This window comes from Serratia sp. HNCC26DJ244 (genome assembly GCF_057180565.1).
Map to the genome: position 1 here is coordinate 52,751 of NZ_JBXUGO010000012.1, position 26,390 is coordinate 79,140.

At 48.3% G+C, this 26,390-nt stretch carries 23 protein-coding genes, 1 tRNA gene and 3 pseudogenes; 14 read left to right on the forward strand and 13 right to left on the reverse strand.

What is annotated here, in order from left to right; translation table 11 throughout:
- The first annotated feature begins 127 nt into the window (after nucleotides 1–127).
- A complete protein-coding gene (helD, locus tag AC2A06_RS11380) occupies nucleotides 128–2,182 on the forward strand; it encodes a DNA helicase IV (protein WP_484380329.1) in 2,055 nt (684 codons plus the stop codon).
- A 62-nt stretch (nucleotides 2,183–2,244) separates the two neighbouring features.
- On the opposite strand, the gene AC2A06_RS11385 is transcribed toward helD, so the two are convergent.
- Nucleotides 2,245–2,706: a methylglyoxal synthase gene (locus AC2A06_RS11385; RefSeq protein WP_023490463.1), complete on the reverse strand. Its 462-nt coding sequence runs from the start codon at nucleotides 2,704–2,706 to the stop codon at nucleotides 2,245–2,247.
- A gap of 238 nt (nucleotides 2,707–2,944) precedes the next feature.
- Here AC2A06_RS11385 and AC2A06_RS11390 point away from each other — a divergent pair, with 238 nt between their 5' ends.
- Nucleotides 2,945–3,358 (forward strand): CoA-binding protein, encoded by a 414-nt coding sequence (locus AC2A06_RS11390; protein WP_023490462.1) that lies wholly within the window; start codon nucleotides 2,945–2,947, stop codon nucleotides 3,356–3,358.
- Between the two features lie 63 nt (nucleotides 3,359–3,421).
- Here the strand turns inward: AC2A06_RS11390 and hspQ are convergent, their stop codons facing one another.
- The 3 genes from hspQ to AC2A06_RS11405 all read right to left on the reverse strand — a co-directional run bounded on the left by hspQ (nucleotide 3,422) and on the right by AC2A06_RS11405 (nucleotide 5,311).
- A complete protein-coding gene (gene hspQ / locus AC2A06_RS11395) occupies nucleotides 3,422–3,739 on the reverse strand; it encodes a heat shock protein HspQ (RefSeq protein WP_037385159.1) in 318 nt (105 codons plus the stop codon).
- 148 nt (nucleotides 3,740–3,887) lie between these two features.
- Entirely contained in the window at nucleotides 3,888–5,072 is a 1,185-nt protein-coding gene (rlmI, locus tag AC2A06_RS11400) for a 23S rRNA (cytosine(1962)-C(5))-methyltransferase RlmI (RefSeq protein WP_484380330.1), read from the reverse strand.
- A gap of 110 nt (nucleotides 5,073–5,182) precedes the next feature.
- The gene (locus tag AC2A06_RS11405) at nucleotides 5,183–5,311 is read right to left on the reverse strand and encodes a hypothetical protein (RefSeq protein WP_255351358.1); all 129 of its coding nucleotides are present in this window, start codon (nucleotides 5,309–5,311) and stop codon (nucleotides 5,183–5,185) included.
- Nucleotides 5,312–5,634: 323 nt separating this feature from the next.
- On the opposite strand from AC2A06_RS11405, the gene yccX reads away from it, so the two are divergent.
- Entirely contained in the window at nucleotides 5,635–5,913 is a 279-nt protein-coding gene (gene yccX / locus AC2A06_RS11410; protein ID WP_023490458.1) for an acylphosphatase, read from the forward strand.
- Between the two features lie 3 nt (nucleotides 5,914–5,916).
- Here the strand turns inward: yccX and tusE are convergent, their stop codons facing one another.
- Together tusE and yccA are read right to left on the reverse strand one after the other, a co-directional pair.
- Nucleotides 5,917–6,246 (reverse strand): sulfurtransferase TusE, encoded by a 330-nt coding sequence (tusE, locus tag AC2A06_RS11415; protein ID WP_023490457.1) that lies wholly within the window; start codon nucleotides 6,244–6,246, stop codon nucleotides 5,917–5,919.
- A gap of 105 nt (nucleotides 6,247–6,351) precedes the next feature.
- Nucleotides 6,352–7,011, reverse strand: a complete 660-nt coding sequence (gene yccA, locus AC2A06_RS11420; RefSeq protein WP_023490456.1) for an FtsH protease modulator YccA — start codon at nucleotides 7,009–7,011, stop codon at nucleotides 6,352–6,354.
- Nucleotides 7,012–7,240: 229 nt separating this feature from the next.
- Between yccA and AC2A06_RS11425 the strand changes: the two genes are divergently transcribed.
- The 4 genes and pseudogenes from AC2A06_RS11425 to darG all read left to right on the forward strand — a co-directional run bounded on the left by AC2A06_RS11425 (nucleotide 7,241) and on the right by darG (nucleotide 9,365).
- Nucleotides 7,241–7,328, forward strand: a tRNA-Ser gene (locus AC2A06_RS11425).
- 101 nt (nucleotides 7,329–7,429) lie between these two features.
- Nucleotides 7,430–7,595: pseudogene (locus AC2A06_RS11430) on the forward strand (HTH-like domain-containing protein); the annotation flags it as partial.
- A 49-nt stretch (nucleotides 7,596–7,644) separates the two neighbouring features.
- A complete protein-coding gene (gene darT, locus AC2A06_RS11435) occupies nucleotides 7,645–8,301 on the forward strand; it encodes a type II toxin-antitoxin system toxin DNA ADP-ribosyl transferase DarT (RefSeq protein WP_484380385.1) in 657 nt (218 codons plus the stop codon).
- A complete protein-coding gene (gene darG, locus AC2A06_RS11440) occupies nucleotides 8,298–9,365 on the forward strand; it encodes a type II toxin-antitoxin system antitoxin DNA ADP-ribosyl glycohydrolase DarG (protein ID WP_484380331.1) in 1,068 nt (355 codons plus the stop codon). The genes darT and darG overlap by 4 nt, the downstream gene beginning before the upstream one ends.
- A 209-nt stretch (nucleotides 9,366–9,574) precedes the next feature.
- Here the strand turns inward: darG and AC2A06_RS11445 are convergent, their stop codons facing one another.
- Nucleotides 9,575–10,324, reverse strand: a complete 750-nt coding sequence (locus AC2A06_RS11445; protein ID WP_484380332.1) for an SDR family oxidoreductase — start codon at nucleotides 10,322–10,324, stop codon at nucleotides 9,575–9,577.
- Between the two features lie 64 nt (nucleotides 10,325–10,388).
- Nucleotides 10,389–11,129 carry an IclR family transcriptional regulator gene (locus AC2A06_RS11450; RefSeq protein WP_484380333.1) on the reverse strand — a complete coding sequence of 247 codons (741 nt, stop codon included), beginning with the start codon at nucleotides 11,127–11,129 and terminating at the stop codon, nucleotides 10,389–10,391.
- A gap of 187 nt (nucleotides 11,130–11,316) precedes the next feature.
- Here AC2A06_RS11450 and fdrA point away from each other — a divergent pair, with 187 nt between their 5' ends.
- The 6 genes from fdrA (at nucleotide 11,317) to AC2A06_RS11480 (ending at nucleotide 18,330) form a co-directional block, all read left to right on the forward strand.
- Entirely contained in the window at nucleotides 11,317–12,843 is a 1,527-nt protein-coding gene (gene fdrA / locus AC2A06_RS11455) for an acyl-CoA synthetase FdrA (protein WP_484380334.1), read from the forward strand.
- A 94-nt stretch (nucleotides 12,844–12,937) separates the two neighbouring features.
- Nucleotides 12,938–14,350 (forward strand): YlbE family protein, encoded by a 1,413-nt coding sequence (locus AC2A06_RS11460; RefSeq protein ID WP_484380335.1) that lies wholly within the window; start codon nucleotides 12,938–12,940, stop codon nucleotides 14,348–14,350.
- A 20-nt stretch (nucleotides 14,351–14,370) separates the two neighbouring features.
- The gene (locus tag AC2A06_RS11465) at nucleotides 14,371–15,180 is read left to right on the forward strand and encodes a DUF3100 domain-containing protein (RefSeq protein WP_484380336.1); all 810 of its coding nucleotides are present in this window, start codon (nucleotides 14,371–14,373) and stop codon (nucleotides 15,178–15,180) included.
- Nucleotides 15,177–15,644: a hypothetical protein gene (locus AC2A06_RS11470; RefSeq protein ID WP_023490446.1), complete on the forward strand. Its 468-nt coding sequence runs from the start codon at nucleotides 15,177–15,179 to the stop codon at nucleotides 15,642–15,644. Before AC2A06_RS11465 ends, AC2A06_RS11470 begins: the two co-directional genes overlap by 4 nt.
- 114 nt (nucleotides 15,645–15,758) lie before the next feature.
- The gene (locus AC2A06_RS11475) at nucleotides 15,759–17,222 is read left to right on the forward strand and encodes an allantoin transporter (protein WP_484380337.1); all 1,464 of its coding nucleotides are present in this window, start codon (nucleotides 15,759–15,761) and stop codon (nucleotides 17,220–17,222) included.
- 157 nt (nucleotides 17,223–17,379) lie between these two features.
- A complete protein-coding gene (locus AC2A06_RS11480) occupies nucleotides 17,380–18,330 on the forward strand; it encodes a carbamate kinase family protein (protein WP_023490444.1) in 951 nt (316 codons plus the stop codon).
- Nucleotides 18,331–18,506: 176 nt separating this feature from the next.
- Here AC2A06_RS11480 and AC2A06_RS11485 read toward each other — a convergent pair whose 3' ends face one another.
- The gene (locus AC2A06_RS11485) at nucleotides 18,507–19,259 is read right to left on the reverse strand and encodes a 4'-phosphopantetheinyl transferase family protein (RefSeq protein ID WP_484380338.1); all 753 of its coding nucleotides are present in this window, start codon (nucleotides 19,257–19,259) and stop codon (nucleotides 18,507–18,509) included.
- A 539-nt stretch (nucleotides 19,260–19,798) separates the two neighbouring features.
- Between AC2A06_RS11485 and AC2A06_RS11490 the strand changes: the two genes are divergently transcribed.
- Nucleotides 19,799–20,893, forward strand: coding sequence for a succinylglutamate desuccinylase/aspartoacylase family protein (locus AC2A06_RS11490; RefSeq protein ID WP_484380339.1), 1,095 nt, complete (start codon nucleotides 19,799–19,801; stop codon nucleotides 20,891–20,893).
- 72 nt (nucleotides 20,894–20,965) lie between these two features.
- Here AC2A06_RS11490 and fdhF read toward each other — a convergent pair whose 3' ends face one another.
- The 4 genes and pseudogenes from fdhF to ynfF all read right to left on the reverse strand — a co-directional run bounded on the left by fdhF (nucleotide 20,966) and on the right by ynfF (nucleotide 26,171).
- Nucleotides 20,966–23,110, reverse strand: a complete 2,145-nt coding sequence (gene fdhF / locus AC2A06_RS11495; RefSeq protein WP_484380340.1) for a formate dehydrogenase subunit alpha — start codon at nucleotides 23,108–23,110, stop codon at nucleotides 20,966–20,968.
- A 174-nt stretch (nucleotides 23,111–23,284) separates the two neighbouring features.
- Nucleotides 23,285–23,437: pseudogene (hycI, locus tag AC2A06_RS11500) on the reverse strand (hydrogenase maturation peptidase HycI); the annotation flags it as partial.
- Between the two features lie 18 nt (nucleotides 23,438–23,455).
- A pseudogene (locus tag AC2A06_RS11505) lies at nucleotides 23,456–23,545 on the reverse strand (formate hydrogenlyase complex iron-sulfur subunit); the annotation flags it as partial.
- A gap of 187 nt (nucleotides 23,546–23,732) precedes the next feature.
- On the reverse strand, nucleotides 23,733–26,171 hold the full coding sequence (ynfF, locus tag AC2A06_RS11510) for a selenate/tellurate reductase subunit YnfF (RefSeq protein WP_484380341.1): 2,439 nt from the start codon (nucleotides 26,169–26,171) through the stop codon (nucleotides 23,733–23,735).
- Nucleotides 26,172–26,390: the final 219 nt, after the last annotated feature.

Consider the following 26,390-nt stretch of genomic DNA (forward strand, 5'->3'; position numbering starts at 1 on the left):
CTGGCTGCAAGTAACCTAAATCTGCGTATATTTAGAGAGGCATTCTACTTTTTTTAACACTAGAGTGTCATGGCTTATCGCAGGTAAACTGGTGATATTAATCTCAACATAATCACGGCATCAGCATATGGAACTCAAAGCGACATCGCTGGGTAAACACCTGGCACAGCACCCATACAACCGAGTGCGGTTGTTGCATGCTGGTGTTGAGGTAAGTGGGGACAAGCATGAATACCTTATTCCCTTTAACCAGTTAATACAGGTTCGCTGTAAGCGGGGCATCGTCTGGGGTGAGTTGGAGTTTGAACTACCAGATGAAAAAGTCGTTCGCCTGCATGGGACTGAATGGCAGGAAACCCAGCGTTTTTATCATCATTTACAGCATTCCTGGCAGCAATGGAGTGTTGAGATGAGTGAGATCTGCGCAAGCGTATTGCAGGAACAGGTTGATCATATCCAGCATATTGAACAACAGGATAAGTGGTTCAAGCTGGCCGAATTAGGCAAATTGCAACAGCAGATCCGTCAGGCGTTTAGTGCGTTACCGATGCCAGTGGTGCGTCTTGAGGAATTTGAACTCTGTCGCGACAACTATCACCGGTGTCAGCAATGGTTACAGCAGGGGCGGCGCAAAGTGGAACAGCGCAATCTGCGCTGGAGCGAACGTATGCTGGTCACCCATCAAGATTTTTTCCAGACTATTGAAACATCCCCGTTGAATGAGTCACAACGCCGGGCGGTTGTGAATGGGGAAGATGCGGTGTTGGTGCTTGCGGGGGCGGGCAGCGGTAAAACCTCGGTATTGGTTGCTCGGGTGGGGTGGTTGCTGCTCAGGCAAGAGGCTGAACCGGAACAGATTTTGATGCTGGCATTCGGGCGTAAAGCAGCTGAAGAGATGAACGAGCGGATTGCGCAACGGTTAGGGAGTGTGGCTGTTCAGGCTAAAACTTTCCATGCATTGGCATTGCAGATTATTCAGCAGGGGAGCCGTAAAGCCCCCAAGATCAGTCAACTCGAGAGCGATACCCATGCGCGTCGTGCGCTGCTGATAAAAAACTGGCAGCAACAATGCAGCGACAAAAAAGCGCAGGCAAAGGGTTGGCGTCAGTGGTTAAGTGAAGAATTGGAGTGGGAAATCCCCGAGGGGGATTTTTGGCACGACACACATTTAGCGGATCGCCTGGGTAGCCGTTTGGAACGTTGGGTCGGGCTGATGCGTACCCATGGGGGTAGCCAAGCGGAAATGATTGAGCAGGCGGATGAAGAGAGCCGTGATCTCTTTACCAAACGCATCCGATTGATGGCGCCATTACTCAAAGCATGGAAAACCGCCTTAAAAGATGAAGGTGCGGTGGATTTCCCCGGGTTGATCCATCAGGCGGTGAATATTCTGGAAAAGGGGCGCTTTATCACCCCCTGGAAGCATATTCTGGTGGATGAGTTTCAGGATATTTCGCCACAACGTGCGCAATTGTTGGCGGCGTTGCGCAAGCAGAATAAGTGCACCAGTTTGTTTGCCGTAGGTGACGATTGGCAAGCGATTTATCGTTTCAGTGGTGCTGAGTTGTCGTTAACCACCGCCTTTGCAGAGAACTTTGGTGAGGGAACGCAATGCGCGTTAGATACCAGCTATCGCTTTAATGACCGCATCGGAGACGTTGCCAACACCTTTGTTCAGCAGAATCCTTATCAATTGAAAAAAACGCTGAATAGCCTGAGTAAAGGGAATAAAAAGTCGGTGGTTATTCTGCCGCAGGAACAACTGGAAGCCTTATTGGACAAACTCAGTGGTTATGCGCCACCCGATGCGCGTATTTTGCTGTTGGCCCGTTATCACCATCTCAAACCTGAGGTCTTGCAAAAAGCGGCGACACGCTGGCCCAAATTGAATATTGAGTTTATGACTATCCATGCCAGCAAAGGGCAGCAGGCAGACTACGTAATCATTACCGGTCTCTGTGATGGTTATGATGGTTTCCCGGCGGCGGCGCGTGAATCTATTCTTGAAGCGGTATTATTACCGCAACCTGAGAATTTCCCTGAGGCGGAAGAGCGGCGTTTGCTGTATGTCGCGTTGACCCGTGCCAGGCACCAGGTTTGGTTAATGCAAGATCCCGCTAACCCTTCAGTATTTGTTGAGCAGCTACAGGATATCGGTGTACCGGTACAGCGAAAACCTTAAATGAGCGTCCAGTGACCAGATAAATTCAAGCTGCAGGAACTGCAGCTTGAATGGTGATTGGCCTATTTCTGCAGGCGTGCTGCGAGGTACTTATCATAATCCGGTATGGCGATATCGACTTTGCTATTAAAGAAGGATGAGTCAATAAGAAAGTCAGCAGTTGAGCGGTTGGTGGCTACCGGAATGTTCCAGACTGTTGCCAAGCGCAGCAAGGCTTTTACATCAGGGTCGTGGGGTACTGCATTGAGCGGATCCCAGAAAAAGATCAAAATATCAATCTTGCCTTCGGAAATCAGTGCACCAACTTGTTGGTCTCCCCCCATTGGGCCACTCAACATGCTTTGCACTGGAATACCGCTGGCACGCTGGATCAGACCGCCGGTGGTACCGGTGGCATAAAGTTTATGTTGCATGAGTTGAGCTTGGTGGTCTTCAACCCATTTCAGTAAGGCATGTTTGCAATGATCGTGTGCAACCAGCGCAATATGCTTGCATACAGCGAGTGTGCGAGTGGTTTGTTCCATGTTGGTTTCCTTGGCAAATCAGATGGTTTTCCACAGATTACTGAAACTGTATTTCACTGCCTAGCATTAACCGGGGCAAAACGAAAATAAACAGGGGGAGGCTCAGGAAAAGTCGAGTATCTGTGCGTAGCAAGCACCACCGCCCTTGCATGAACGGGATACAACAAATTTTAGCAGTTACAGTTCCTTCGGTTACACTGAATGGACAGCATTCTTATCAAAGTACCAGGAGCTAAACATGCAAGATCAAGAAATTGCAGATGTACTGAAACAAGTAAAGACCATTGCGTTGGTCGGGGCCAGTGATAACCCAAGCCGCCCAAGCTACCATGTGATGGCTTATCTGCAGGCTCAGGGTTATCAAATTACGCCAGTGAGCCCAAAATTGGCTGGGCAAATATTACTGGGTCAACAAGTTTATGCCACCTTGGCGGATATTCCCTATCCTGTTGATATGGTAGATGTGTTCCGTAATGGGGAAGCGGCTTACGGTGTGGCGCAAGACGCAATTGCCATTGGTACCAAGGTGTTATGGTTACAGATTGGGGTGATCAACGAACAGGCCGCGGTACTGGCAAGAGCGGCGGGAATAAAAGTGATTATGGATCGTTGCCCGAAAATCGAGATCCCCCGTTTAGGTCTGGAACATTGATTGAACAAATAATAAGGGCTTAACATCATTAAGCCCTTACGTTTGTATCTCAGGTTTTAGTATTTAGTTGCGTAATCGCGGTGCCAGTAATTGACTGCGAATGGATGCCGCCAACTCGTCTAATGACGGTTGCTCTGGGTGGGCATCTTGCTCTTCACCGGCCAATTGCACCTCTGCCAGATAGGTATGAACGGGCATCCCTTCTTCATCTTCCATTACGACGTGATACCAAGGGGCAAAACGTAACTCATCATTAGCAGCGATCTCGTCTGCTTTGGGTTGTTCTAGCGAGTATTGGGGGTCGATATCAATAACGACACCTAAATACCCCAGCAGTTTATGACGAACCTGCTGTCCGATACCAAATTTGCTGGCAATCATGATGGCCCCCTGAGGAACAATGTTTTGCATTTTATACCTATGATAATTCAAACTGCCGGTCGCCGCCTTGTAGCATACAAAGCGGAGAACACCTGGCACAACTCAAAACTCATAAGTTATACATAAGGGCAAAACAACGTATTTCAAGTCACATCACCCGGCAAGCAAACCCTTTTAGGTATAACCCTTCAGGATAGGTCGCAATCACTGGGTGATCTGCAGCTTGTCGGAACTGCTCTATAAATTGTATATCACATCCGGCATCTAGAGCGGCGTCAGCCAAAATTTTCTGGAACAAGTCTGTTGGCATCAGGCCAGAGCAAGAGAAGCTGAGCAGGATCCCGCCTGGGTTTAACAGCTGTAGTGCTAACATATTGATATCTTTATAACCACGGCAAGCACCCGCCAACTGATTTTTGTTTTCCACAAATTTAGGTGGGTCCATGATGATCAGATCAAATTTTTCGCCTTGCGCACGGTAATTACGCAGCAGTTGAAAGACATCATCACGTATAAACAGGGCTTTGTTGAGATCCAATTGGTTCAGTTCGACGTTCTGCTGGGCAATATCCAGTGCCGCCTGTGAGGTATCGACACTAATGACTTGCTTACAACCCCCCATCAGCGCAGCAACAGCAAATGCGCCGGTATAAGAAAAGCAGTTCAGTACACGGCGACCAGAAGAATAGTGGCGTGCCGCTAAACGACTGTCACGTTGGTCAAGATAAAAACCCGTTTTGTGGCCTTGCTGAATATCAACCAATAGCTTAAGGCCATGTTCAGTAATCGGCAGCAGAGCAGGGGGGAGCTCACCCAAGATAGGGCCTTGTGCCAGTGGCAAGCCTTCTTTCTTACGCACGGCAACATCTGAACGATCATAGATGGCACAGTCCGGGTAGCAATGCTGTAGCGCAGAGATGAGAGTGGCTCGCTGGTATTCTGCTCCGGCGGAAAGTAACTGCAAAACCAGAAAGTTTTGGAAGCGATCAATGGTTATCCCTGGCATCCCGTCAGACTCACCGGCAATCAGGCGATAACTGTCCAGCCCATCACGTTGGGCCAACCAATCACGCCAATGTTGCGCTTGTTGCAAGCGGCGAACAAAGAACGCCAAGTCGATGGTTTCATCCGGTTGAAAACTCCAGATACGAGCACGGATTTGCGATTGCGGTGAATAGGCCCCCCGAGCCAGCCACTTTCCTTGGTGATCGCAGATGTCGATGGTTTCACCAGAAAGCGGTTTGCCTTCAACACGCTCAACAGCGCCTGAGAAAATCCACGGGTGGTGGCGAAGTAAGGATTTTTCACGTCCTTTGGCAAGATACAGGCGCATAATTTTTTGCTCTTTAAATTAAATTTTTCAAATAGATAGATTAACTACCACTGACGGAACCTGATGATAAAGTCAATCAATATCGTCAACAGCACGAAAGATGAGAAGGGCTAAAAACGGACACCGGAACCGACACCAATGGTGGCCGAACTACCGCCACTACCACCAGAAGCCGATACCCCCACCGAGGCACACCCCGTAAGCAGCATGGCTAAAACCGCACAGACTATGATTTTCATAAAATCCCCTTTGGTTGATGGCGGCCATACAGCAAGTAACTGGGGATTAAGCGCATATAACAGCAATAATCCTGCGATAGCCTACTATCTTCTATTTTAACTGCAATTATGCCCATACTCTAAATAATTCGAGTATGGGCATAAAAATCTAAAAATCGTCAGCTACATAGTCGGCTATGCTGAGAGGGCCGCCTCTAGCGGCAAGCATTTTTGACGTCACAGTAGCCCTGCATTTTTCTAAATGTTTTCATGGTAGGGAAAGGGGTTAACTGGCATAAATAATAGCCAGACGATAAATAGAAGACATTGAGTAGGAGCCGGTCATGCCACAAGTTTGTATCGCTGCTTATATCTACGGGGTTGTACAAGGGGTGGGATTTCGCTATCACACCCAGCACCAAGCCACCGCTTTAGGACTCACGGGTTACGCGCGTAATCTTGACGATGGTAGTGTAGAAGTCCTCGCCTGTGGTGATAGAGAGGCGGTTGATCATCTAATAGCCTGGTTAGAAAATGGTGGCCCCCGCAGCGCCCGGATAGAACGTGTGCTGGTGGAGCCGCGAGGGGTAACTGAATATAAGGGGTTTGGCATCCGCTATTAGCGTTTAGATGCATTTTACCGGTTTAGGCAACCCGGCAATTTTGGTTGCCTGTTTGGCTGGCCCCTTTGGGAACAGGCGATAAAGATAACGACTGCTGCCTTTCTCTTCGCCATATTTTTGCGCCATGGCTTTTACCAACATACGAATGGCGGGTGAGGTATTGAATTGCTGGTAGAAATCACGTACAAACCACACCACTTCCCAGTGTGCTTCGCTGAGTTCAATCTCTTCCTGTGCCGCCAGCAGAGGAGCAAGCCCTTCATGCCAGTCAGCGCTATTCTTTAGATAACCTTGGGCGTCAGTTTCAATAGCCTGACCTTCAAACACCAACATAATGCCTCAGCTAGGGATAATTTATCGCGGCCACCAGTTTAGCAAACTTTTGCGCAGGCAAAAATAAAGCCCCATATAGGGGCTTAGAGAAGTCGCTGATGGTGATCAGTTGCTGCGTGCAAAACCGAGGATGCTCAACAGGCTGATAAACATGTTATACAACGACACATACAGGCTTACTGTTGCGCGAATATAGTTGGTTTCGCCACCATGGATAATGTTACTGGTTTCCCACAGCATGGCACCAGCAGAGAACAGAATAAACAGGGCGCTGATTGCCAATTGCAGGGCAGGAATTTGCAGGAACAGGTTAGCGATAACCGCTACCAGTAACACCACAAAGCCAGCCATCAACATACCAGACAGGAACGACATATCTTTACGTGTCGTCAGTACATAGGCTGAACAGCAGAAGAAAACCAGTGCTGTACCACCGAGTGCCACCATAATCAGGTCGCCGGCACCTGCATTGAGGAACGAACTCAGAATCGGCCCAAGGGCATAGCCCATAAAACCAGTAAAGGCGAAAGCAGCAACAATACCCGCAGGGCTATTGGCCAATTTATGGGTCAGGAACATCAAGCCATAAAAACCAGCCAGCATGAGTATCAGCCCAGGAGCAGGCAAGCCCAGCATGGTACTGGCGGTGGCGGTCAGCGCTGAAAAAGCCAGGGTCAGTGACAGTAGGAAATAGGTGTTACGCAGAACTTTATGCGTGCTTAGCAGCGAGTCGCGCGAGGAGGATGAGACGACAATACGGTCCATAATGATCTCTCTTATCAGGTCATCACAAAATTGTACATAATGATAGTCAGTGTTATCCGTTGATCATAGATTGTTTACTAATCTTTACCCTAAAGTAATCATAGAGTAAGTAATCAGCAATGGTTGGTGACTTCTCCAGCAATCACTGACTAAAAGCGAGTTTTTCGTCTATTTGAGTGGTTTCAGGCTTTACAAGTGGATCAGCTCTGTTTATAGTTCGCTTCGTTGCGGAGGGGTGGCCGAGTGGCTGAAGGCAACGGTCTTGAAAACCGTCGACGGGAAACCGTTCCAGAGTTCGAATCTCTGCTCCTCCGCCATATTCTGACCCCAAGCTTTTAATGAGCTTGGGGTTTTTTGCTTTTATAGGTTTTAACTATTTCGTTGGCTATTGGTTCTGGTTATTCTTGCTTGCTGTACATATGCTGACGAACTGGAGCACATTACGGCAAAAGCCTTTTGCGAAGGTAACCAGTCTGAGCCAGAATCTCGGCACCGAATTCAGCAAAAATCCTCTCCGATATGGACAAGAAAATCCATACATTGCATCCATGTCTGAAGAAACACACCCACTAAACAGGGGATGAGGTAGGCGTTGTTAACCGGGAAAACCCGCCTAATATGAAAGGGAAATCTATGGCTTATGACTACAGTGCCAGCCTCAACCCAGGAAAAGCTTTGATCTGGCGCATTGTTCATCGGGACAATATCCCATGGATACTGGACAATGGCCTGCACTGCGGCAACAGCCCGGTGCAGGCAGAAAACTGGATCAATATCGGCAACCCGGAGCTTATCGGCAAACGCGCTGGGCATCCAGTGCCTGCCGGGATGAGGGGAACTCTGCATGACTATGTGCCATTTTACTTTACCCCCTTCTCGCCGATGCTGATGAACATTAACAGTGGGCGTGGTGGCATTAAGCAACGCCCCAATGAAGAAATCGTCATTCTAGTCAGCGGTCTGCGGGACGTGGCGGCGCAAAACGTCCCCTTCGTGTTTACCGACAGTCACGCCTACTATAACTGGGTTAACTACTACACCAGTCTGGACGACCTGAACCAGATCGACTGGCCGATATTACAGGGGCGGGACTTCCGTCGCGATCCAGACGATCCCGCCAAGTTTGAACGCTATCAGGCTGAAGCATTGATCTGGCAACACTGTCCCATCACATTGCTGGGGGGGATGATTTGTTACAACGACATCGTCAGGTTACAATTAGAGCAATGGCTGTCGCAACGTAATCTAACAATGCCTGTTCACGCGCGGGCCGGGTGGTACTTCTCATGATCACATTTACACAAGGTAATTTACTGGATGCGCCAGTGGAAGCATTGGTGAATACGGTTAATACCGTCGGTGTCATGGGTAAAGGAATCGCGCTGATGTTCAAAGAGCGTTTTCCTGACAATATGAAAGCCTATGCTCTTGCTTGCAAACAACAGCAGGTAATGACTGGCAAAATGTTTATTACCGAAAATGGTGATCTCATAGGGCCGCGCTGGATTGTTAACTTCCCTACCAAACAGCACTGGCGCGCCGGCTCCCGCATGGAGTGGATTGAAGACGGTTTACAGGACCTGCGCCGTTTTTTGCTCGAAGAGAAAGTGCAGTCCATCGCTATTCCCCCACTGGGTGCGGGCAATGGCGGCCTGAACTGGCTGGATGTACGGGCGCTTATTGAATCTGCGTTGGGTGACCTTCAAGGTGTTGACATTCTGATATACGAGCCCACTGAAAAATACCAGAACGTCACCAAGAGTATCGGTGTAAAAAAACTCACTCCCGCCAGAGCGATGATCGCTGAATTGGTGCGCCGCTACTGGGTATTGGGTATGGAGTGCAGCCTGCTGGAAATTCAGAAGCTGGCATGGTTATTACAACGCGCCATTGAACAGCACCAGATGGAAGATGTACTAAAACTGCAGTTTGAGGCGCACTATTATGGCCCCTTTGCTCCCAACCTAAACCACCTACTTAATGCACTGGATGGCACCTATCTGAAAGCCGAGAAACGCATCCCAGACAGCCAGCCGCTGGACGTGATCTGGTTTAACGATCGGGAAAAAGAGCACGTCAACCTCTGGCTAAACAACGAGGCCAAAGAATGGTTACCGGCGCTTGAGCAGGTCAGCCAGTTGATTGACGGCTTTGAATCCCCGTTTGGTCTGGAGTTGTTGGCAACTGTTGACTGGTTGCTTACCCGAGGAGAGTGCCAGCCGACGCTGAATTCCGTTAAAGAGGGGCTGGGCCAGTGGCCGGCGGGGGAACGCTGGGCTAACCGTAAGATGCGACTTTTTGACGATAAGAACCTGCAACTTGCTATTAACCGTGTCATGGAGTTCCATGGCTAAAGATTTAAAGATAGCGCTTTTTGAGCACAGTCGGCCGAGCGAACTCACCACATAGCAGCGTCTGGCTATGACTGAGATCATGTGGTCGAGGAGAATCACCCCAATATTATGCAGTGCGCAGAGCATCTGAATTTCACGCTACGCTGTTTTCTTCGTTAATTTCTTCGCTACCAAATAGGCGAGTGGCAAACTTTAAATTTTCTGTATTCCTATTTCCCCCCAGCCAAGTCGATAAAACTACCTGTTACGTATGATGCCTCATCAGACAATAACCATGATATCGCTTGAGCCACCTCGTCAGGTTGACCACCGCGTTTCATCGGTAAACTCTCTTTTACTCGGTCAACTCTGGTTGCTTCACCGCCATCCGCGTGCATTTCGGTATAAATGAAACCGGGGCGAACGGCATTAACGCGAATACCTTGGGCTGCCACTTCCAAAGACAAACCAATGGTTAAGGTATCAATGGCCCCTTTTGAAGCGGCATAATCGACATATTCATGGGGGGAGCCTAGTCGGGCTGCCGCCGATGATACGTTAACAATGGCACCGCCTTGGCCACCATGACGCCACGCCATACGTTTAACCGCTTCGCGTGCGCAGATAAAACTGCCAGTGACATTCGTGGCGAATAGTGTTGCCAGCCGCTGGGCATCTAATTGTTCAATTGATGCCTGGGGCATCAATATTGCGGCATTATTCACTAACCCGGAAATGGGGCCAAATGCTTTATCAATTTGTAAAAATAGCTCGACCACCTGTTCTTCTTGGGAAATATCAGCCTGAACGGCAATGGCTTCCCCACCGAGATAGCGAATCCTTTCAATAACCTCTTGTGCGCAGGCTTCTCGCGTATGGTAGCCAATGCAAACTTTATGACCCTTACTGGCTAAGCATAGCGCTGTGGCTCGACCAATACCGCGATCGCCACCAGTGATCAAAGTGATTCTATTTTTCATACATTAACTTCCATTTGAAAATCTATTTTTGGCTTGGGTGTTTATCACCCAAGCAACTTAATAGTTAAGATACCGGATAGGCTTTGAACCCCAATAATTTTGAAATAGCATAACTATTCGATTTTACTACTTGAATTAATTCAGTAATAGCCGTCCGGCCCATACGGGCACTTGGCCCGGATAATGCAATCCCGGCAATACATTGGCCATGGTTATTGAAAATCGGTGCAGCAACCGCCAACACCCCATGCTCATGAATACCATCGTTAATTGCCAAACCGTCCTGGCGGATTGTGGCGAGTTGTTCAGCGGTAATTTCAGTATATTCGGCGAGAATTGCTTGCCTGATGGGATAAGGCTGCCAAGCCAGAAACACATAACCGATGGCCCCCTGCGTCATGGGCAGAATCTCTCCTGTTTCGACAGTCCGGCGTAAAGCTTGCCAGCTCTGCACACTTTCAATGCATACTCGCATATTATTATGAGCAGGAATATACAGACTGGCGGTCTCATCAAACATGTCTCGCATGTTTTCCAAGAAGGGATAAACGATTTGGCGCAGATCCTTTCTTGAGTTTTGTAACTCCATCAACTTGCTGATTTGGAATCCTAGTGTATATTTTTTATCTGAGTCTTTATAAAGAAAACCTTGAGCAACCAGGGTCATGAGCAAGCGTGATACGGTTGAGTCACTCAGCCCTGTTGCGTCACAAATTTCGGTTAATGAAAAAATCTGTTGTGTTGGATTAAATAAAGACAATATTTGCAATCCACGCTCAAGTGCTCTAACCGATAATTCTTTCACAGTAAAACCCCATCATTTTTTAATAATCAGCTTATTTTCCCATGCAGTGGAAGTTGAAATCCCGCACAGTGGGAAAATGACATCTGTGCTATTTTAATGAATTAAAAATAACTTTTCTATTTAAATAAAATAATTAAGATGGAGTACATTATCGTGGTCATTTCTTAAAATTTCACTAGGAGGAAAAATGATAGAAGCTATCATCAGAAAGGGGGCATACTTCGACTCGGTAAAACTTATGCTGGTTACCCAGCAGGTAAAGAGCATGCCGGGGATCATTGAGGCGGGTGTGGTGATGGGCACCGATCTTAATAAGGACATTTTAGCGCGGGTGAATTTACTGAGTGAAACCGCGCGAGCCTGCTCGCCAGCAGATTTGATTATTGCCATCAATGCAGAAGATCAGAATGCATTTGATGCGGTCATTGCAAAACTTGACGGATTTTTAAACGCCAGTACCTCATCCGGCGACAGTGTGGCCTATAAACCTAAAACCTTGGTAGGCGCAATCACTGCTCAACCCACATCTAATTTGGTCATCATCTCTACACCAGGCAATTTTGCCAAAGTTGAAGCACGCAAGGCGCTGAATGCTGGCCTGCATGTCATGCTATTCAGTGACAACATGCCACTTGCCGACGAAAAAGAACTGAAAGAATTGGCGCAAAGTAAAAACCTGTTGGTGATGGGGCCTGACTGCGGAACATCGATCATTAATGGTGCTGCACTCTGTTTTGCCAATCAGGTTCGTCGCGGAAACATCGGCATTGTGGGGGCCAGTGGTACCGGTATGCAGGAGATCAGCACCCTGATTCATAAGCAAGGGGCGGGTATCTCTCATGCAATAGGCACCGGTGGGCGCGATCTGGTTGCAGAGATTGGCGGGATTACCATGCTGCAGGGGATCCAGGCACTTAATGAGGATGAGAGTACAGAAATCATCGTTCTCGTTTCTAAACCGCCAGCAGTCGAAGTGGTCGACAAAATTCTCTCTTATTTGCAGAAAAACGTCAGTAAACCTGTGGTCATCAATTTCCTCGGGGGGAAACCAGCGGAAAGCCATCCTGGTCGTTTAGAGTATGTCGCAACATTGGAAGAAGCCGCGCTAAAAGCCGTGCAGTTGGCCAAAAAAACCACGCTTTCACCACTGATGACGGCAGATGAAATCGACTCGTTAGTCTCTGGCTTAAAGTCGAAAATAGGTTCTAACGGTAAATACCTTCGTGGCTTGTTCTGTGGTGGCACGCTTAACTATGAGGCGATTATCGCATTGGAGGAGCCTCTGGGGGGCGTTTACTCTAACAGCCCTCTCGATAAAAAATTGAAGTTGCAAGATCCCTATAAGTTAACGGGAAATGCCTGTATTGACCTGGGGGATGATGTGTTTACTCAGGGTCGAGCACACCCAATGATTGATCCGACTTTGCGTTCGCAAATGCTGGCAGAACAAATCAACCAAGATGACGTCGGCGTTATTCTTTTTGATGTTGTATTGGGCTACGGAGCACATGACGCACCAGCAAATGATGTGGTCGATATCCTAAAACGTCATGCAGATAAGTTAGCGAACAAAGTATTGGTTGCATCTATCTGTGGAACGGATGAAGACCCACAAAATTATGAGCAAACCAAGGCGGCACTTGAGAATGCGGGGGTGATTATTGCGCCAAGCAACCGTTGTGCAGCGCTGATTGCAGGGAAACTTCTTGCTTAGCTCGAGACCCAGGTAACTTTATAACTTTATAAGTCTATACCTCTATAACTCGATACTTCTATAACAATAAGCGTCTTTGGATGAGGGAAACCCAATGCTAAAAAACAATATTTTGACTACTGATCTTCAGGTTGTGAACGTCGGTCTCGAGCAATTTTATACGGATTTGCAAAGGCAGAGCATCACCGCGTTACAAGTTGAATGGAGTCCACCTGCGCACGGGGACGAAACGGTTCTGGCCGCGCTAAATACCCTCTACGGTGTAGACAGTGAGCAACGAAATGCCGCTAATGCTGAAGTGCTGCGCCGTATGCAGGATTCTGAGGTGTTCCTCGAAGGTATGGGGCTGGCCGGCGAAGTGATCCCGGGAATGGCACCTAATATGATCTTGCACGCAGGCCCACCCATTGAATGGAATCGCATGTGTGGCACGATGCAAGGTGCCATTATCGGCGCTCTGCTGTTTGAAGGCCTGGCCAAAAATGAAGATGAGGCGAAAAAATTAGCTGCCAGTAGCGATATTATTTATTCACCGAATCATGACCACCACACCGTAGGGCCGATGGGGGGCATTATCTCCGCCCACATGCCGGTCTTTATTATGCACAATCGGACATTTGGTAATTATTCTTATTCAAATGTTAACGAAGGCCCAGGTAAAGCGTTGCGCTTTGGCTCCTATGGTCCTGAGGTGATTGAACGTTTGCATTGGATGACAGACTCGCTTTACCCGATCCTGAAGCAAGCTATCGAGTTCTCTCCTGGGATTGACTGGAAAAACATCGTTACCCAAGCCTTACAAATGGGGGATGACAACCACAATCGTCATAAAGCTTCTACCTCGTTGTTTGTGCGTGAATTAGCGAAATACATTGCGCAAATTGATGCAGATAAAGCGGCGATCCACAGAGTTTTTGAACACATTGAAAAGATCGATATGTTCAACGTCAATATCACCATGGCAATGTGCAAAGCGATGAGTGATGCCGCACTCGGTGTCGAGGGGAGCACGATCGTTACTGTGATGGCACGTAATGGTATCGATTTTGGTATCAGGCTAAGTAGTACCGGCAACCAGTGGTTTACTGCCCCCGCCAACGTTCCCGAAGGGCTGTATTTCACCGGTTATAGCAGTGCTGATGCCTGTGCCGATATTGGTGATAGTGCCATTACCGAAACTTTCGGTATGGGGGGCTTTGCTTTGGCCTGTGCACCTGCAATGGTTCAGTTTATTGGTGGCACCTATGATGATGGGGTAAAAATCACCAATAGCATGTATGAGATCACCGCCACCGAAAACAAGAACTTCAAAATCCCAACAATGGGCTTTAAAGGGACACCCACCGGTATTGATATTATTAAAGTGCTGGAAGCCAATATGACGCCAGTGATCACCACTGGAATATCGCACCGGGATCCTGGTGTGGGTCAAATAGGTGCGGGCATCGTTAATGCACCTATGGAGTGCTTCACCAAAGCGGCCATTTATCTCGCGGCTGATAAGTGAGTCAGGAGAGTACCATGCGAATGTTGTTGAACTGGAAGTTACACCTTTTTGCCGCAATCATTATTTTTATTGCTGAGCTGATTGGTGTGCGTAAGATTAGCATTTTAGTTTTTATGCCAATTTTGTACGCAATTATTATTGGTGGCTTTATTAGCTATCCGAAATTTAAAATTCTGTCCATAAAGGATATGGATGATGCCAGCAGCATCTTCCCCATCGCGCTAAGTCTGCTTTTGGTCAAGATTGGGCTTGGGGTAGGGCCGAACTTGTCCATGCTGATGGAGTCTGGGGGAACGCTGTTTTTCCAAACTATTGGTCACTTCCTGGGGATCGTTCTTCTGGCTTTACCGGTCGCTATGTTATTGGGGCTAGGGCGGGAATCTATAGGTGGAAGCTATTCGCTAGGCAGGGAAATCCACGTCGCGATTATTGCTGAGAAATATGGCTTGAACTCCGCAGAAGGGCGTGGCGTTATGGGGGTATTTATCTGCGGAACCATGTTGGGGGCCATGTTCTGTGGCATCTTCATGAGTGTCTTTGTCAAGATGGATATATTCCACCCATTCGCTTTGGCACTAGGGGCGGGTACCGGCTCTATCAGCATGTCTGCGGCAATGATGTCTGTCATTCTGGATACATACCCTCAGTATTCGAAACAAATCGAAATGTATACCGGTGCATCCAATATTCTGGTCAACGTGCTTAACGTCTATGCGGCACTGTTTGTCACGCTTCCTCTGGCCCGCGTCATGTACAAGTTTTTAGATAAGTTTAGACCCTCATCAAAAAACGCAGAAGACATGGCTGAAAGCATAGAAGGTGAAAAATGAAATCATTTGCTTGGGACAAGCTGGCAACCATGAGTGCCGTCCTTATCATTACCGCCATCTTAACGGTTATTGGTAATGTTACCGCTGGCAAGGCCGCGATAGGTCCTTCGGTGGCGGGTATTGTGGTGATTTATGCGATCGCGGTTTTTGCCCTGTTCGTGTGTCACTTGCCAGGGTTCAATAAGTTACCGGTGGTTTTTTGGGTCTGTATCATTGCTGTACTGTTTTCTGCACCGTTCTTTCCTGGTAATGAGTTTATTACACGGACGACGAGTGCGATCTCATTCGTACAAATGGGCCCGCCGACACTGGCTTACGCTGGTTTGGCATTAGGTAAAGATTTGGACCTCTTTAAAAAGTTGTCATGGCGCATCGTTGTTGTATCCTTTGCGGTTTTCTTGGGAACCTTTTTGTTAGGTGCAGTCTTTGCCCAGATTGGTTTAAAAGTAGAAGGTATAATTTGAGGATCGGCTCTTTAATGAGCGCAGTGGTGATTCTCTGATGTTGATTTTTATATACCCGTCGTCAATCAAACGGTAGCTTGAATGGGGGCGGGTATATTTATCAAGGAAGTAACCATGGAGCGTACGCAGGAGCAGCAACTGACCATTTTCAAAGATCGTGGATATAGCGATGACCTGTTACCAAAAGGGGAAAAGCAACGTAATTGGCGGGCCTTTAACTATTTTGCCTTGTGGATGGGGGCAATTCATAATGTGCCAAACTATATTGCGGTAGGCGGCTTTTTGATGTTAGGGCTATCAACAGTATCAGTGATGATGGCTATCTCTTTTAGTGCACTGTTTATTGCGTTTGTCATGATCATGAATGGTGCTGCTGGCTCTAAGTATGGTATCCCTGGCGTGATGTTGTTACGTGCCTGTTATGGTGTACGTGGCGCATTAGTACCTGGAGTATTGCGTGGCTGTATCGCTGCTATTATGTGGTTTGGTTTGCAGAACTATGCTGGATCTTTAGCCTTACTTATCTTGATTGCCAAGATCTGGCCTGGCTTTTTGCAGATAGGAAACGGTACTGTTTGGCTAGGTATATCGATTCCTGGTTTGATCTGCTTCCTTATTTTCTGGCTGTTGAATACGTTGCTTGGCTTTGGCGGGGGTAATGCGCTAAAAAAATTCACCACCCTACTTAACCCCTGTGTTTATATCGTTTTTGGTAGCATGGCGGTGTGGGCAGCTTCACTGGCTGGCATTGATAATATTATTCATTATGCCCCCCAGCATGTTGAGCAAAGTGGTAGTAGCATCTTTCTTTTCTTTGTGATCATCAATGCTATCTTGGGGGTGTGGGCCGCACCGGCAATCACTGCTGCCGATTTTACGCAAAATGCGGTCAGCTTCAAACAGCAGGCAATCGGCCAGGCTGCGAGCTATTTTGTGGGTTACACACTGTTCGCTATTTTAAGCGTGATAATATTGGTCGGTGCCACTATTCATTATGGTGTCAATACTTGGAATGTGATGGATATCATTCAAAAATGGGATAGCACGTTTGCTACACTGTTTGCTGGGCTGGTTATATTGATGACCACAGTCTCCATCAATGCGGCCTGTAATCTGATTCCAGCGGGTTATCAGATAGCCGCCTTAGCGCCTCGGCATCTTAATTACAAAAATGGTATCGTGATTGCCAGTATTATCAGTGTCATTATTTGCCCTTGGAAGTTAATGGAGAGTCAGGATAGCATCTATTTCTTTCTAGACATTATTGGCGGGATGTTAGGCCCGGTGGTGGGGGTTATGCTCGCGCATTATTTTATTGTGATGCAGGGTAGGATTGATTTAAACACCCTTTATTCTAGCCCGGGTGAGACTGGCGAATATAACAATGGCATTAATTCCAAAGCATTTTATGCAACAATTATTGCGATTGTTATCTCTTTAGGGAGTAAGTTTGTTCCTTACTTTGAAACCTTATCTCGCTTATCTTGGTTTTTTGGGGTTATCTCTGCTGTTATGATTTATTTGTTCATGCAAAGCAGAAGTAAAAAAGGTTCTCTGGGTCAGGCTGCAAACAGCTGATCGTTTTTATTATTAATTTTTTGCACCTTGGTTTCAGTTTAGAAACCATTAATAACTATTTATTGTAATAGTGAATAGCCTATTCCCGTAATGGGATTTAAATAAATATCGTAACTCGAAACGTGGTTAATCGCGTTTCCTTTAATGGATTAAATAAATGAAAGAACTTGTTGTGGTTGCCATTGGTGGCAACAGTATCATTAAAGACAATGCCAGCCAGTCGATTGAACATCAGACCGAAGCAGTAAAAACAGTCGCTCACTCGGTGCTGGAGATGCTGGCATCGGATTATAATATTGTGCTGACTCATGGCAATGGTCCTCAGGTTGGGTTGGATTTACGTCGTTCAGAGATTGCACACGAACAAGAAGGGTTACCGCTGACCCCTCTGGCCAATTGTGTGGCAGATACCCAAGGGGGGATCGGTTATCTTATTCAGCAGGCACTGAATAACCGCTTGGCATTGCGTGGCGAACAGCAGGCAGTGACCGTGATTACCCAGGTTGAAGTCGACCGCAATGACCCCGGCTTCACCCATCCAACCAAGCCGATTGGTGCTTTTTTCAGTGCGGAGCAGCGTGATAGATTATTGCAGCAGCATCCCACCTGGCATTTTATCGAAGACTCTGGGCGCGGTTATCGCCGAGTCGTCGCGTCTCCTGAACCAAAGCGTATTTTAGAATCCGGTGCAATTAATGCATTGATTAACCAAGGCTTTGTGGTTATTGCAGCCGGTGGCGGTGGGATCCCGGTGATACGTGACCAGCAAGGTGATTATCAAAGCATTGACGCAGTTATTGATAAAGATTTATCCACTGCGCTACTGGCTCAAGAGATCGGTGCTGATGTGTTGGTCATTACCACGGGGGTAGAGAAAGTCTGTATCCACTTTGGCAAACCTGAACAGCGAGCGCTAAACAAGGTCAGTGTGGCAGAAATGACTCGCTATCAGGAAGAAGGGCACTTTCCTGCGGGGAGTATGTTGCCGAAAATTATCGCCAGTTTGGATTTTTTACGCCATGGTGGGAAACGCGTCATAATCACTTCGCCGGACTGTCTGCCTGCGGCGCTGCGCGGTGAAACCGGTACCCATATCGTTAACCAGTAAGAAACCCGTAGCGGCTGTAAGTTGCTCACCGCAAGCAGCGGCAATCAATTATTATCGGGCAACGGGCCTGCATCGCAGGCCCAATTTTTGGCTAGTGGAAAATAACAAATGTTGTGGTGAGTAGATTGAATAGTATTGCTACGCTCTTGCCACACGCGTAGATGCGTCACCCAAGGTCAGGGGGTTTCAGTTGTGCCGGTGACCAAGGTGGTGACCTCTTGGCTATCCCAAATAAACTGGCCTTGATAGACTGAGCCTGCAGTATGAATAGAGTTAAGGGATTCAGTGAGTTGTAGCTGACAACGCCCTTGTAGCGGTGCAAATTCGATCATTCTGGCGGCATGGCAATCAAAGAATTTATTCACTTGCGGATAGAGTGCCTTATACAAGCTCTCTTTCAGCGAAAATATCAGTGTCAGCGCCAGACTAAAAGGCATGCCACTGTGTGCCAGCAGCTGGTTTTCCTGCTCATTAATAATCATTTCTCGCAGATTCGCCGCCACGTCAGCTTTCATAATCAGCTCAGTATCAATCCCTAAGAATCCATTATCCTGAGCCTGAGAAGTGACAACAATCGCTGAACGGTGATGGTGTGAAATCGAACCAATAACCTGAGCTGGCCAGATCGGGGCACGATCTTCCCCTTGGCGTAACTCAAAGCCGTGGATACCGAGAGCGTCCAGTTGTTGCTGGGCACAATATCGCCCAGCCAAATATTCCGCCTTACGCTTGATGATTGCCTGGCGGAATTGTTCAGGCAACGGAATGTTCCATTGGTTGAACAAGGTATCGTGATAATAGCGGGGGTCGAATCTGATTTGATGAAACCTGACGCTGGGCCGATCACTTAGGTAGCCTTGAACTTCCGCCGTAATAAAACCCGCTGAGTGACTGAGGTTCAAACTAGCTGTGTGGGTTAAGGTAAACATAAAAGCGTTCCAACCAACGATAGCGGCAATATGCCTCTGCCATCTTTTAATAAGAGAGAGCTAAGAGCAACTTTATCCGGGCAGCCTCGCCGCACTTACCACCTGATGGCTATCCAACGTGGGGCTAAAACCAGGCCTCACGGCCTCTGTTCAGAAGACTTACACCACAGCATCAGTCAGCGTGTTTAGCTGTTGCACTATACCGACATGATAACACTGTGACAAAAAAGTAAAACAGACGGTCGATGGGAAATTGTTGGCAATTCAATAAGTAGAAAGCAAGATGCTGGATAGTAAAAAAAGATCTTGCGCAATTTTTGCTATCCGGCCCATAGCCCGTGTTGATGGTTGGGCGTAATATGCTGATACCTTGGCTATTTTAAGTTATAGAGAACAGTCATTGCTGGCACTGCTGCTTATACTTTGCAAAGCGAAGCACCAGGGATAAGTGAATGATATGCAGGTGGAGTGCGCTCTTCTATGCCGCTGAGGGAGTTTTTCAAGGAAATGCTTTTTTACTAATAACAATGAGGACGGTTATGTATAAAGTGACGATGTTGGCAGTATTGCTTGCTGGGGCGCTCAATGCGCAGGCAGCTATGGTTTATACCGGGGACAAAATTGATGGTCATCCGGTGATCAGCAAGTTGGATGTCGATGACCTACAGGCAGGTAAGGTTTATCGTTTTATGTTCCAAGGAGCGAGTAACGGCATTGGCCAGCATTGGTATGTGCCAGTCTTGGTGGCGAAAGGGGCGAAGCCGGGTCCTAAACTGGGTCTGCAAGCGGCGGTGCATGGTGATGAACTGAATGGTATCCGAGTCATACAGCAGGTGTTTGAACAGTTAAACCCGGCAGAACTGAAAGGGACGGTTGTTGGGGCGGTGGGTGCCAACCCAACGGGTATGCTGGCGAATAATCGTAATTGGCAGGTACCAACGGATGGCGGTTATACGGTTGATTTTAACCGCATCTGGCCGGGTAAAGAGAAAGGTAACCCAGCTGAACAGCAAGCTTGGCTGTTGTGGAATAATTTGTGGGCCGGCAATACCAATCTATTTGTCGATATGCATACTCAGAGCACCGGTACCGAATATCCCCTGTTTATCTATGCCGATTACCGTAACCCGCAAGTGAAGAAAATGGCTGAGCTGTTCCCGGCGGATCAAATTAAAGCCGATCCCGGTGAAAAAGGCACGGTAGAAACCACGTTTGTCGAACAGAAAATTCCTGCTATTACCCTCGAAATTGGCAAGCCAAAACTTTATCAGCCAGAGCTTATTGCACGCAGTCTTACTGGGGTGCGTAACCTGATGGTTGATCAAGGGATGACTCTAGGCAAATTAGGGGCAACCGCGAAAGAGCAAAAAACCTATATCGGCAATGAGATGACTTCAATTAAAGCTGAGATGGGTGGGTTTGCTGAAGTTCTGGTGAAAGTCGGGGATTCCGTGGTTAAAGGGCAGAAAGTTGCGGTACAACGTAATGCTTTTGGCGATATTCTTCGTGAATATACGGCAACCCAAACTGGCAAGGTATTGGCCATTGGCAATGATCCGCTGCGTGAGTCTGGTGCTTTGTTGGTGCGTATCCTGTTTACTAACCCCGATGCCAAGTGTGCAGACGGTTGTTAATAACTGATTGATAGCGCACAGGTTTAAAACAACTGAACCTCATCCCTGAGGTTCAGTTATCGCGACACTTCGTTAGCCAGCCGCCGCCTCCCGTAGGCGCTGCTTGATTTTGCTGTACTCCTGCTGAACAAAATATTCCGCTTGCTCCTGATCCTTGATCGTTTCGATCTGCACCGCACAATATTTATATTCCGGTGTTTTGGTAATCGGGCTCAGGTTTTCTGCCACCAGTTCGTTACAGGCACCAATCCACCATTGGTAGGTCATATAAATGGCCCCCCGGTTTGGACGGTCACTGACATTGGCACGGGTGATGACCTTACCTTGACGTGAGCGCACCCACACCAGTGCCTGATCTTCAACCCCCAGGCGTGCGGCGTCTTCAGTGTTGATCTGCGCGTATCCTGGTTCATCAGCCAATGCCACCAGTGCCTTACAGTTACCGGTCATCGAACGGCAAGAGTAATGGCCCACCTCACGCACGGTAGAGAGCACCAATGGGTACTCGTCACTGACCTGATCGATGGGGGGGGCCCAGTCACAGGTAAAGAACTCGGCTTTGCCACTGGGGCGTGAGAATTTCCCTCCCTGATACAGGTAAGAGGTTCCCGGATGTTCCAAGGTAGGGCAAGGCCATTGAATGTAGCCTAAGTCCCCCATTTTCTCGTAGGTGGCACCGTAATAGATTGGGCACAGTTCACGCAGCTCGTCCCAGATTTCCTGCGTGTCGTTGTAGTGCATGGGGTAACCCATAGCGGTAGACATCAGGCTGATAATCTGCCAGTCGGTCTTCACATCACCTACGGGTTCAACGGCTTTATAGAAGCGCTGGAAGCCACGGTCTGCAGCGGTATACACCCCTTCATGTTCCCCCCAGGAGGTTGCTGGGAAGATAACATCCGCAATGGATGCGGTTTTGGTCATAAAGATATCTTGCACGATCAACAGTTCCAGTTTTTCAAAGGTTCTGCGGATAGTGGCAAGATCAGGCTCGGTCTGTAGTGGGTCTTCCCCCATAATGTAGTGGGCTTTGAGTTTGCCATGGTCAATATTGTGTGGCACTTCACTCAGGGCATAGCCAATTTCGGCAGGCATGGCGGCGATACCCCAGGCCTTGGCGAATCTTTCCCGCGCTTGTGCATCAGTGACCTGGGCATAACCCGGCAGGGTATTGGGCAATGCCCCCATATCACAGGCACCTTGCACGTTATTCTGCCCACGTACCGGGTTGACCCCCACATTGGGTTTACCCAGATTACCCGTCAGCATCGCCAGGCTGGTAAGTGACCGCACGGTTTCCACACCCTGATAGAACTGCGTGACACCCATGCCCCACAAAATGGTTGCCGTAGGTGAGGTGGCATACATCCGCGCAGTATCACGGATCTGCTGGGCGCTAAGCCCGGTAGTTTTCTCAACCGACTCTGGCGGGTACTTGGCGACGATAGCGCGATACTCATCAAACTGTTCGGTATGATTTTCAACAAATGACTGATCGTACAGATTCTCCTCAATGATCACATAGGCGAGGGCATTGAGCAGGGCAATATTGGAGCCGTTTTTCAGCGGCAAATGGATATCTGCAATACGCGCCGTTTCAATATAGCGTGGATCGCAAACAATAATTTTTGCCCCTTTATCTTTCGCCTTAAGAATACGGCGAGCGACAATAGGGTGAGAGTCTGCGGCGTTATAGCCGAAGACAAAAATACATTGTGTGTCCTCAATCTCAACGATTGAGTTACTCATGGCGCCGTTACCGACCGAACGCTGCAGACCTGCAACCGAAGGGCCGTGTCAGACACGCGCGCAACAGTCGATATTGTTAGTACCGACCGTAGCGCGCGCAAATTTTTGCATGATGTAGTTGGCTTCGTTACCTGGTCCACGTGAAGAGCCGGTGGTCATAATGGCATCAGGGCCGTACTTTTCTTTGACGGCGAGCAAACGTGAACTGGCGAACTCAATAGCCTCTTCCCAAGAAACCGACTCCAATTTTCCGCCACGTTGCCGACGGATCATCGGCGTTTTCAGGCGCGGAGTCAGGATCTTGGTATCGTGAACGAAGTCCCAGCCGTAATATCCTTTTAGGCATAACTCGCCCTGATTGGTCACACCATTTGCGCCTTCGGCTTTGATGATTCTGCCGTTGTCTACTACCAGATTGATTTTGCAACCTGAGGCGCAATAAGGGCAGACCGTGATGACTTTCTTCATCTACAGCACTCCTTTTTTATTGCCATTGGGAAGTACAGTATTCGCCTTCCCGACCCATCACTACGGCGGAGAAACCGCCAGTGATAAAAAAATCTTCACACTTATTTAGCATAATCAGCACCTGCATAATTTGATATGGATTGGTCTCTGGGCTGAATTTTGGCTAAAACTCACTCAAAGTAACTCAAAACTGTCAACGTTACCCGACGCGGATAACTGGCGATAAACCTGTTGGACTGCTTGCGATACCTTTTCGGTGATTGGAAAATAAAACGCCACAACATCCGGTTGAATACCAAGAAAAATCACTTCTTCAACAACCGACTTGCTGGTGGTAAATGGCTATTGGCAGCAACGGCAATTCACCAAGGTAAACGTAGCGCGTGTATAGAGGTCGGCCTTCTGCATCACCGCCATTTCAAACTCTTCGCTCAGCGTCTGGTGCTTAAGCGCACGACCTTGTTGTCGCGTATGAAGAAATGGGGGATCTCGGTGAATTAATAATAGAGTGGCAAATTTCGGTCGCCTTACGTTTTCCATCTTATGGATTTATGCTGCCTGCGACCGAATCAGGGGCCAAAGGCGTGGCCCCTATTATCAGGTTTAGGTCCTCAGGTTTAGCTTACAGTTTGGCTATCTCCACCAGATTGGTATGTTGTGGATTACCCTTGGCCAGCGGCGAAGGGCGCTGATTGGTCAGGATATTCACACTGCCTCCGTGATCGACCTTGTCGCCAAACATATCCGCTGTCAGCCAGGCTCCTTGGCCCATGGCGGTGACGCCGGGCATGATCCTGGGTGTGACCTTCGCTTGTATCTGCGTTTCTCCCCGGTCATTAAACACCCTGACGCGTTCGCCATGTTTGATACCGCGCGCTTTAGCATCAATGGGGTTGATCCAGACTTCTTGCGGGCAGGATTGTTGCAATACATCGATATTGCCATAGCTGGAGTGGGTTCTGGCCTTGTAATGGTAGCCAAAGAGTTGTAGCGGGTATTTGCTACGTATAGGGTCTTGCCAACTTTCGAAACCGGCTGCATATACCGGCAAGGGATGGATCACATCCTCTTTCGCCAGTTCCCAGGTGGCGGCAATTTCCGCCAGCCGTTCGGAGTAAATCTCAATCTTGCCAGACGGTGTTTTCAGTGGGTTTGCCTGTGGATTTTCCCGGAACTCTTTAAAGGCCACAATATGTCCTTCCGGTGCTTTACGCTTATAGATACCGACCGTTTTCATCTCTTGATAAGTGGGCATTTCTGGATTGCGTTCACGGGTTTTCTCACACAGATACTCGATCCACTGTTGCTGGCTGCGCCCTTCGGTGAAGAGGGACTCGGGCTCTTTACCCAGTCGTTTAGCCACTTCGGAAAGAATTTCGTAAATAGGGCGGCGTTCAAACTTAGGTGAGGTGGCGGGCTGACCCAGGATCACATAGCCCATATTGCCGGCAGACTCATGAGAGATCAGGTCTTCCTGTTCGGTAGGCATTAAGTCCGGTAGCAAAATATCGCAATACTTGGCGGAAGAGGTCATAAAATGCTCAATGCCGACAATCATCTCGCATTTGCTGTCGTCCTGCAGGATCTGGTGGGTGCGGCTGATATCACCATGCTGATTGATCAGGGTATTACTGGCATAACACCAGATAAATTTGATCGGCACATCCAGTTTATCTTTGCCACGGATACCATCACGCTTGGCGGTCATCTCCGGGCCACGAATAATCGCATCGGTCCAGGTATAGACAGAGATTTTGGTTTTTACCGGGTTGGTGAGCATGTCGAACCATTCCACACCAAGATCAAACGTGCCTTCACGGCAGCCAGTATTACCGCCGTTAATCCCTATGTTACCGGTTAAAATCGGCAGCATAGCAATTGCCCGGGCGGTTTGCTCCCCGTTGGCGTGGCGCTGTGGTCCCCAACCCTGGCAGATATAAGCCGGTTTGGTCATGCCGATTTCACGGGCCAATTTGATGATGTCCGTGGCAGGAATACCGGTGATCTGCGCTGCCCATTCGGGGGTTTTGGCGGTGCCATCTTCACCTTGGCCAACAATATAGGCTTTGTAGTGGCCATTCTTGGGGGCGCTGGCAGGCAGCGTTTTTTCATCATAGCCGATGCAATAGTTATCCAGAAATGCTTGGTCCACCAGGTTTTCGGTAATCAGCACATAGGCCATACCCGCCACCAAGGCCGCATCAGTACCCGGGCGGATTGGCACCCATTGGTCTTCACGGCCAGCGGCGGTATCGGTATAACGTGGGTCGATCACAATCATCTTGGCGTTGGAGATGGCTCGGGCCTGTTCCAGATAATAGGTTACGCCAGCACCACTCATGCGGGTTTCAGCCGGGTTATTGCCGAACAAAACCACCAGTTTGCTATTGGCGATATCATCCGGGCTATTACCCTCTTGCGCGCCGTACAAATAAGGCATGGCAGCGGTGATTTGCGCGGTGCTGTAACTGCCGTAACGGCTGAGGAAGCCACCACAGGAATTCATCAGGCGGTAGGGCACATTGGAGTTGGTGATATTGCCACCATCGACCCCGGTGCCATACAACACATGTACCGCCTCATTACCGTATTGCGCCAAGGTTTGCTTCAGTTTGCCGCTGATGGTATCCAGCGCTTCATCCCAACTGATAGGTTTAAATTTACCTTCACCCCGTTTGCCGACGCGTTTCATCGGGTATTTCAATCGGTCCGGGTGGTTCATCCGGCGGCGAATAGAGCGCCCACGCAAGCAGGCACGTAATTGATGATCGCCATATTCATCGTTACCGGTGTTGTCGCTTTCAACCCAGTAGACTTCATCATCGCGTACATGCAAGCGTAGTGCGCAGCGGCTACCGCAGTTAACGGTGCAAGAGCTCCAGACCACTTTATCTTGCGGAGCCGTGGCATTGGCGGTGGATTCGGCCGCCACCGTTTTACGGAAAGGTAACACCATGCCTGAGGTGGCGGCGAGCAAACAGCCAGTGGCACTGCCTGCTTTAATTAACTGACGGCGGGTAACGGTGTGATGTAACAAGTCTGGGACTTTGTTCTCGTTCATATTGGTTATCCCTGCGGTAATTATCTTATTTTTGAAGGGGACTTATTTTTCTAGTAACAGATTTTTCTAATAACAGATTTTGTTAATAACAGACTCTAACTCGAAGCTACTGACAAATTGTTGACCCAAACGAGCATTAGATAAAAAACCGGTTATTCCGCGCTGGAAATCAGTTTGGTCAACAGCGGTAATCCGGTGATAGGCATAGTGAGTGATAAG

What these genes read in the sequence shown, in the direction of transcription:
- helD (WP_484380329.1), top strand. Translation starts at nt 128, where the DNA reads ATGGAACTCAAAGCGACATCGCTGGGTAAACACCTGGCACAGCACCCA.
- AC2A06_RS11385 (WP_023490463.1), bottom strand. Translation starts at nt 2,706, where the DNA reads ATGGAACAAACCACTCGCACACTCGCTGTATGCAAGCATATTGCGCTG.
- AC2A06_RS11390 (WP_023490462.1), top strand. Translation starts at nt 2,945, where the DNA reads ATGCAAGATCAAGAAATTGCAGATGTACTGAAACAAGTAAAGACCATT.
- hspQ (WP_037385159.1), bottom strand. Translation starts at nt 3,739, where the DNA reads ATGATTGCCAGCAAATTTGGTATCGGACAGCAGGTTCGTCATAAACTG.
- rlmI (WP_484380330.1), bottom strand. Translation starts at nt 5,072, where the DNA reads ATGCGCCTGTATCTTGCCAAAGGACGTGAAAAATCCTTACTTCGCCAC.
- AC2A06_RS11405 (WP_255351358.1), bottom strand. Translation starts at nt 5,311, where the DNA reads ATGAAAATCATAGTCTGTGCGGTTTTAGCCATGCTGCTTACGGGGTGT.
- yccX (WP_023490458.1), top strand. Translation starts at nt 5,635, where the DNA reads ATGCCACAAGTTTGTATCGCTGCTTATATCTACGGGGTTGTACAAGGG.
- tusE (WP_023490457.1), bottom strand. Translation starts at nt 6,246, where the DNA reads ATGTTGGTGTTTGAAGGTCAGGCTATTGAAACTGACGCCCAAGGTTAT.
- yccA (WP_023490456.1), bottom strand. Translation starts at nt 7,011, where the DNA reads ATGGACCGTATTGTCGTCTCATCCTCCTCGCGCGACTCGCTGCTAAGC.
- darT (WP_484380385.1), top strand. Translation starts at nt 7,645, where the DNA reads ATGGCTTATGACTACAGTGCCAGCCTCAACCCAGGAAAAGCTTTGATC.
- darG (WP_484380331.1), top strand. Translation starts at nt 8,298, where the DNA reads ATGATCACATTTACACAAGGTAATTTACTGGATGCGCCAGTGGAAGCA.
- AC2A06_RS11445 (WP_484380332.1), bottom strand. Translation starts at nt 10,324, where the DNA reads ATGAAAAATAGAATCACTTTGATCACTGGTGGCGATCGCGGTATTGGT.
- fdrA (WP_484380334.1), top strand. Translation starts at nt 11,317, where the DNA reads ATGATAGAAGCTATCATCAGAAAGGGGGCATACTTCGACTCGGTAAAA.
- AC2A06_RS11460 (WP_484380335.1), top strand. Translation starts at nt 12,938, where the DNA reads ATGCTAAAAAACAATATTTTGACTACTGATCTTCAGGTTGTGAACGTC.
- AC2A06_RS11465 (WP_484380336.1), top strand. Translation starts at nt 14,371, where the DNA reads ATGTTGTTGAACTGGAAGTTACACCTTTTTGCCGCAATCATTATTTTT.
- AC2A06_RS11470 (WP_023490446.1), top strand. Translation starts at nt 15,177, where the DNA reads ATGAAATCATTTGCTTGGGACAAGCTGGCAACCATGAGTGCCGTCCTT.
- AC2A06_RS11475 (WP_484380337.1), top strand. Translation starts at nt 15,759, where the DNA reads ATGGAGCGTACGCAGGAGCAGCAACTGACCATTTTCAAAGATCGTGGA.
- AC2A06_RS11480 (WP_023490444.1), top strand. Translation starts at nt 17,380, where the DNA reads ATGAAAGAACTTGTTGTGGTTGCCATTGGTGGCAACAGTATCATTAAA.
- AC2A06_RS11485 (WP_484380338.1), bottom strand. Translation starts at nt 19,259, where the DNA reads ATGTTTACCTTAACCCACACAGCTAGTTTGAACCTCAGTCACTCAGCG.
- AC2A06_RS11490 (WP_484380339.1), top strand. Translation starts at nt 19,799, where the DNA reads ATGTATAAAGTGACGATGTTGGCAGTATTGCTTGCTGGGGCGCTCAAT.
- ynfF (WP_484380341.1), bottom strand. Translation starts at nt 26,171, where the DNA reads ATGAACGAGAACAAAGTCCCAGACTTGTTACATCACACCGTTACCCGC.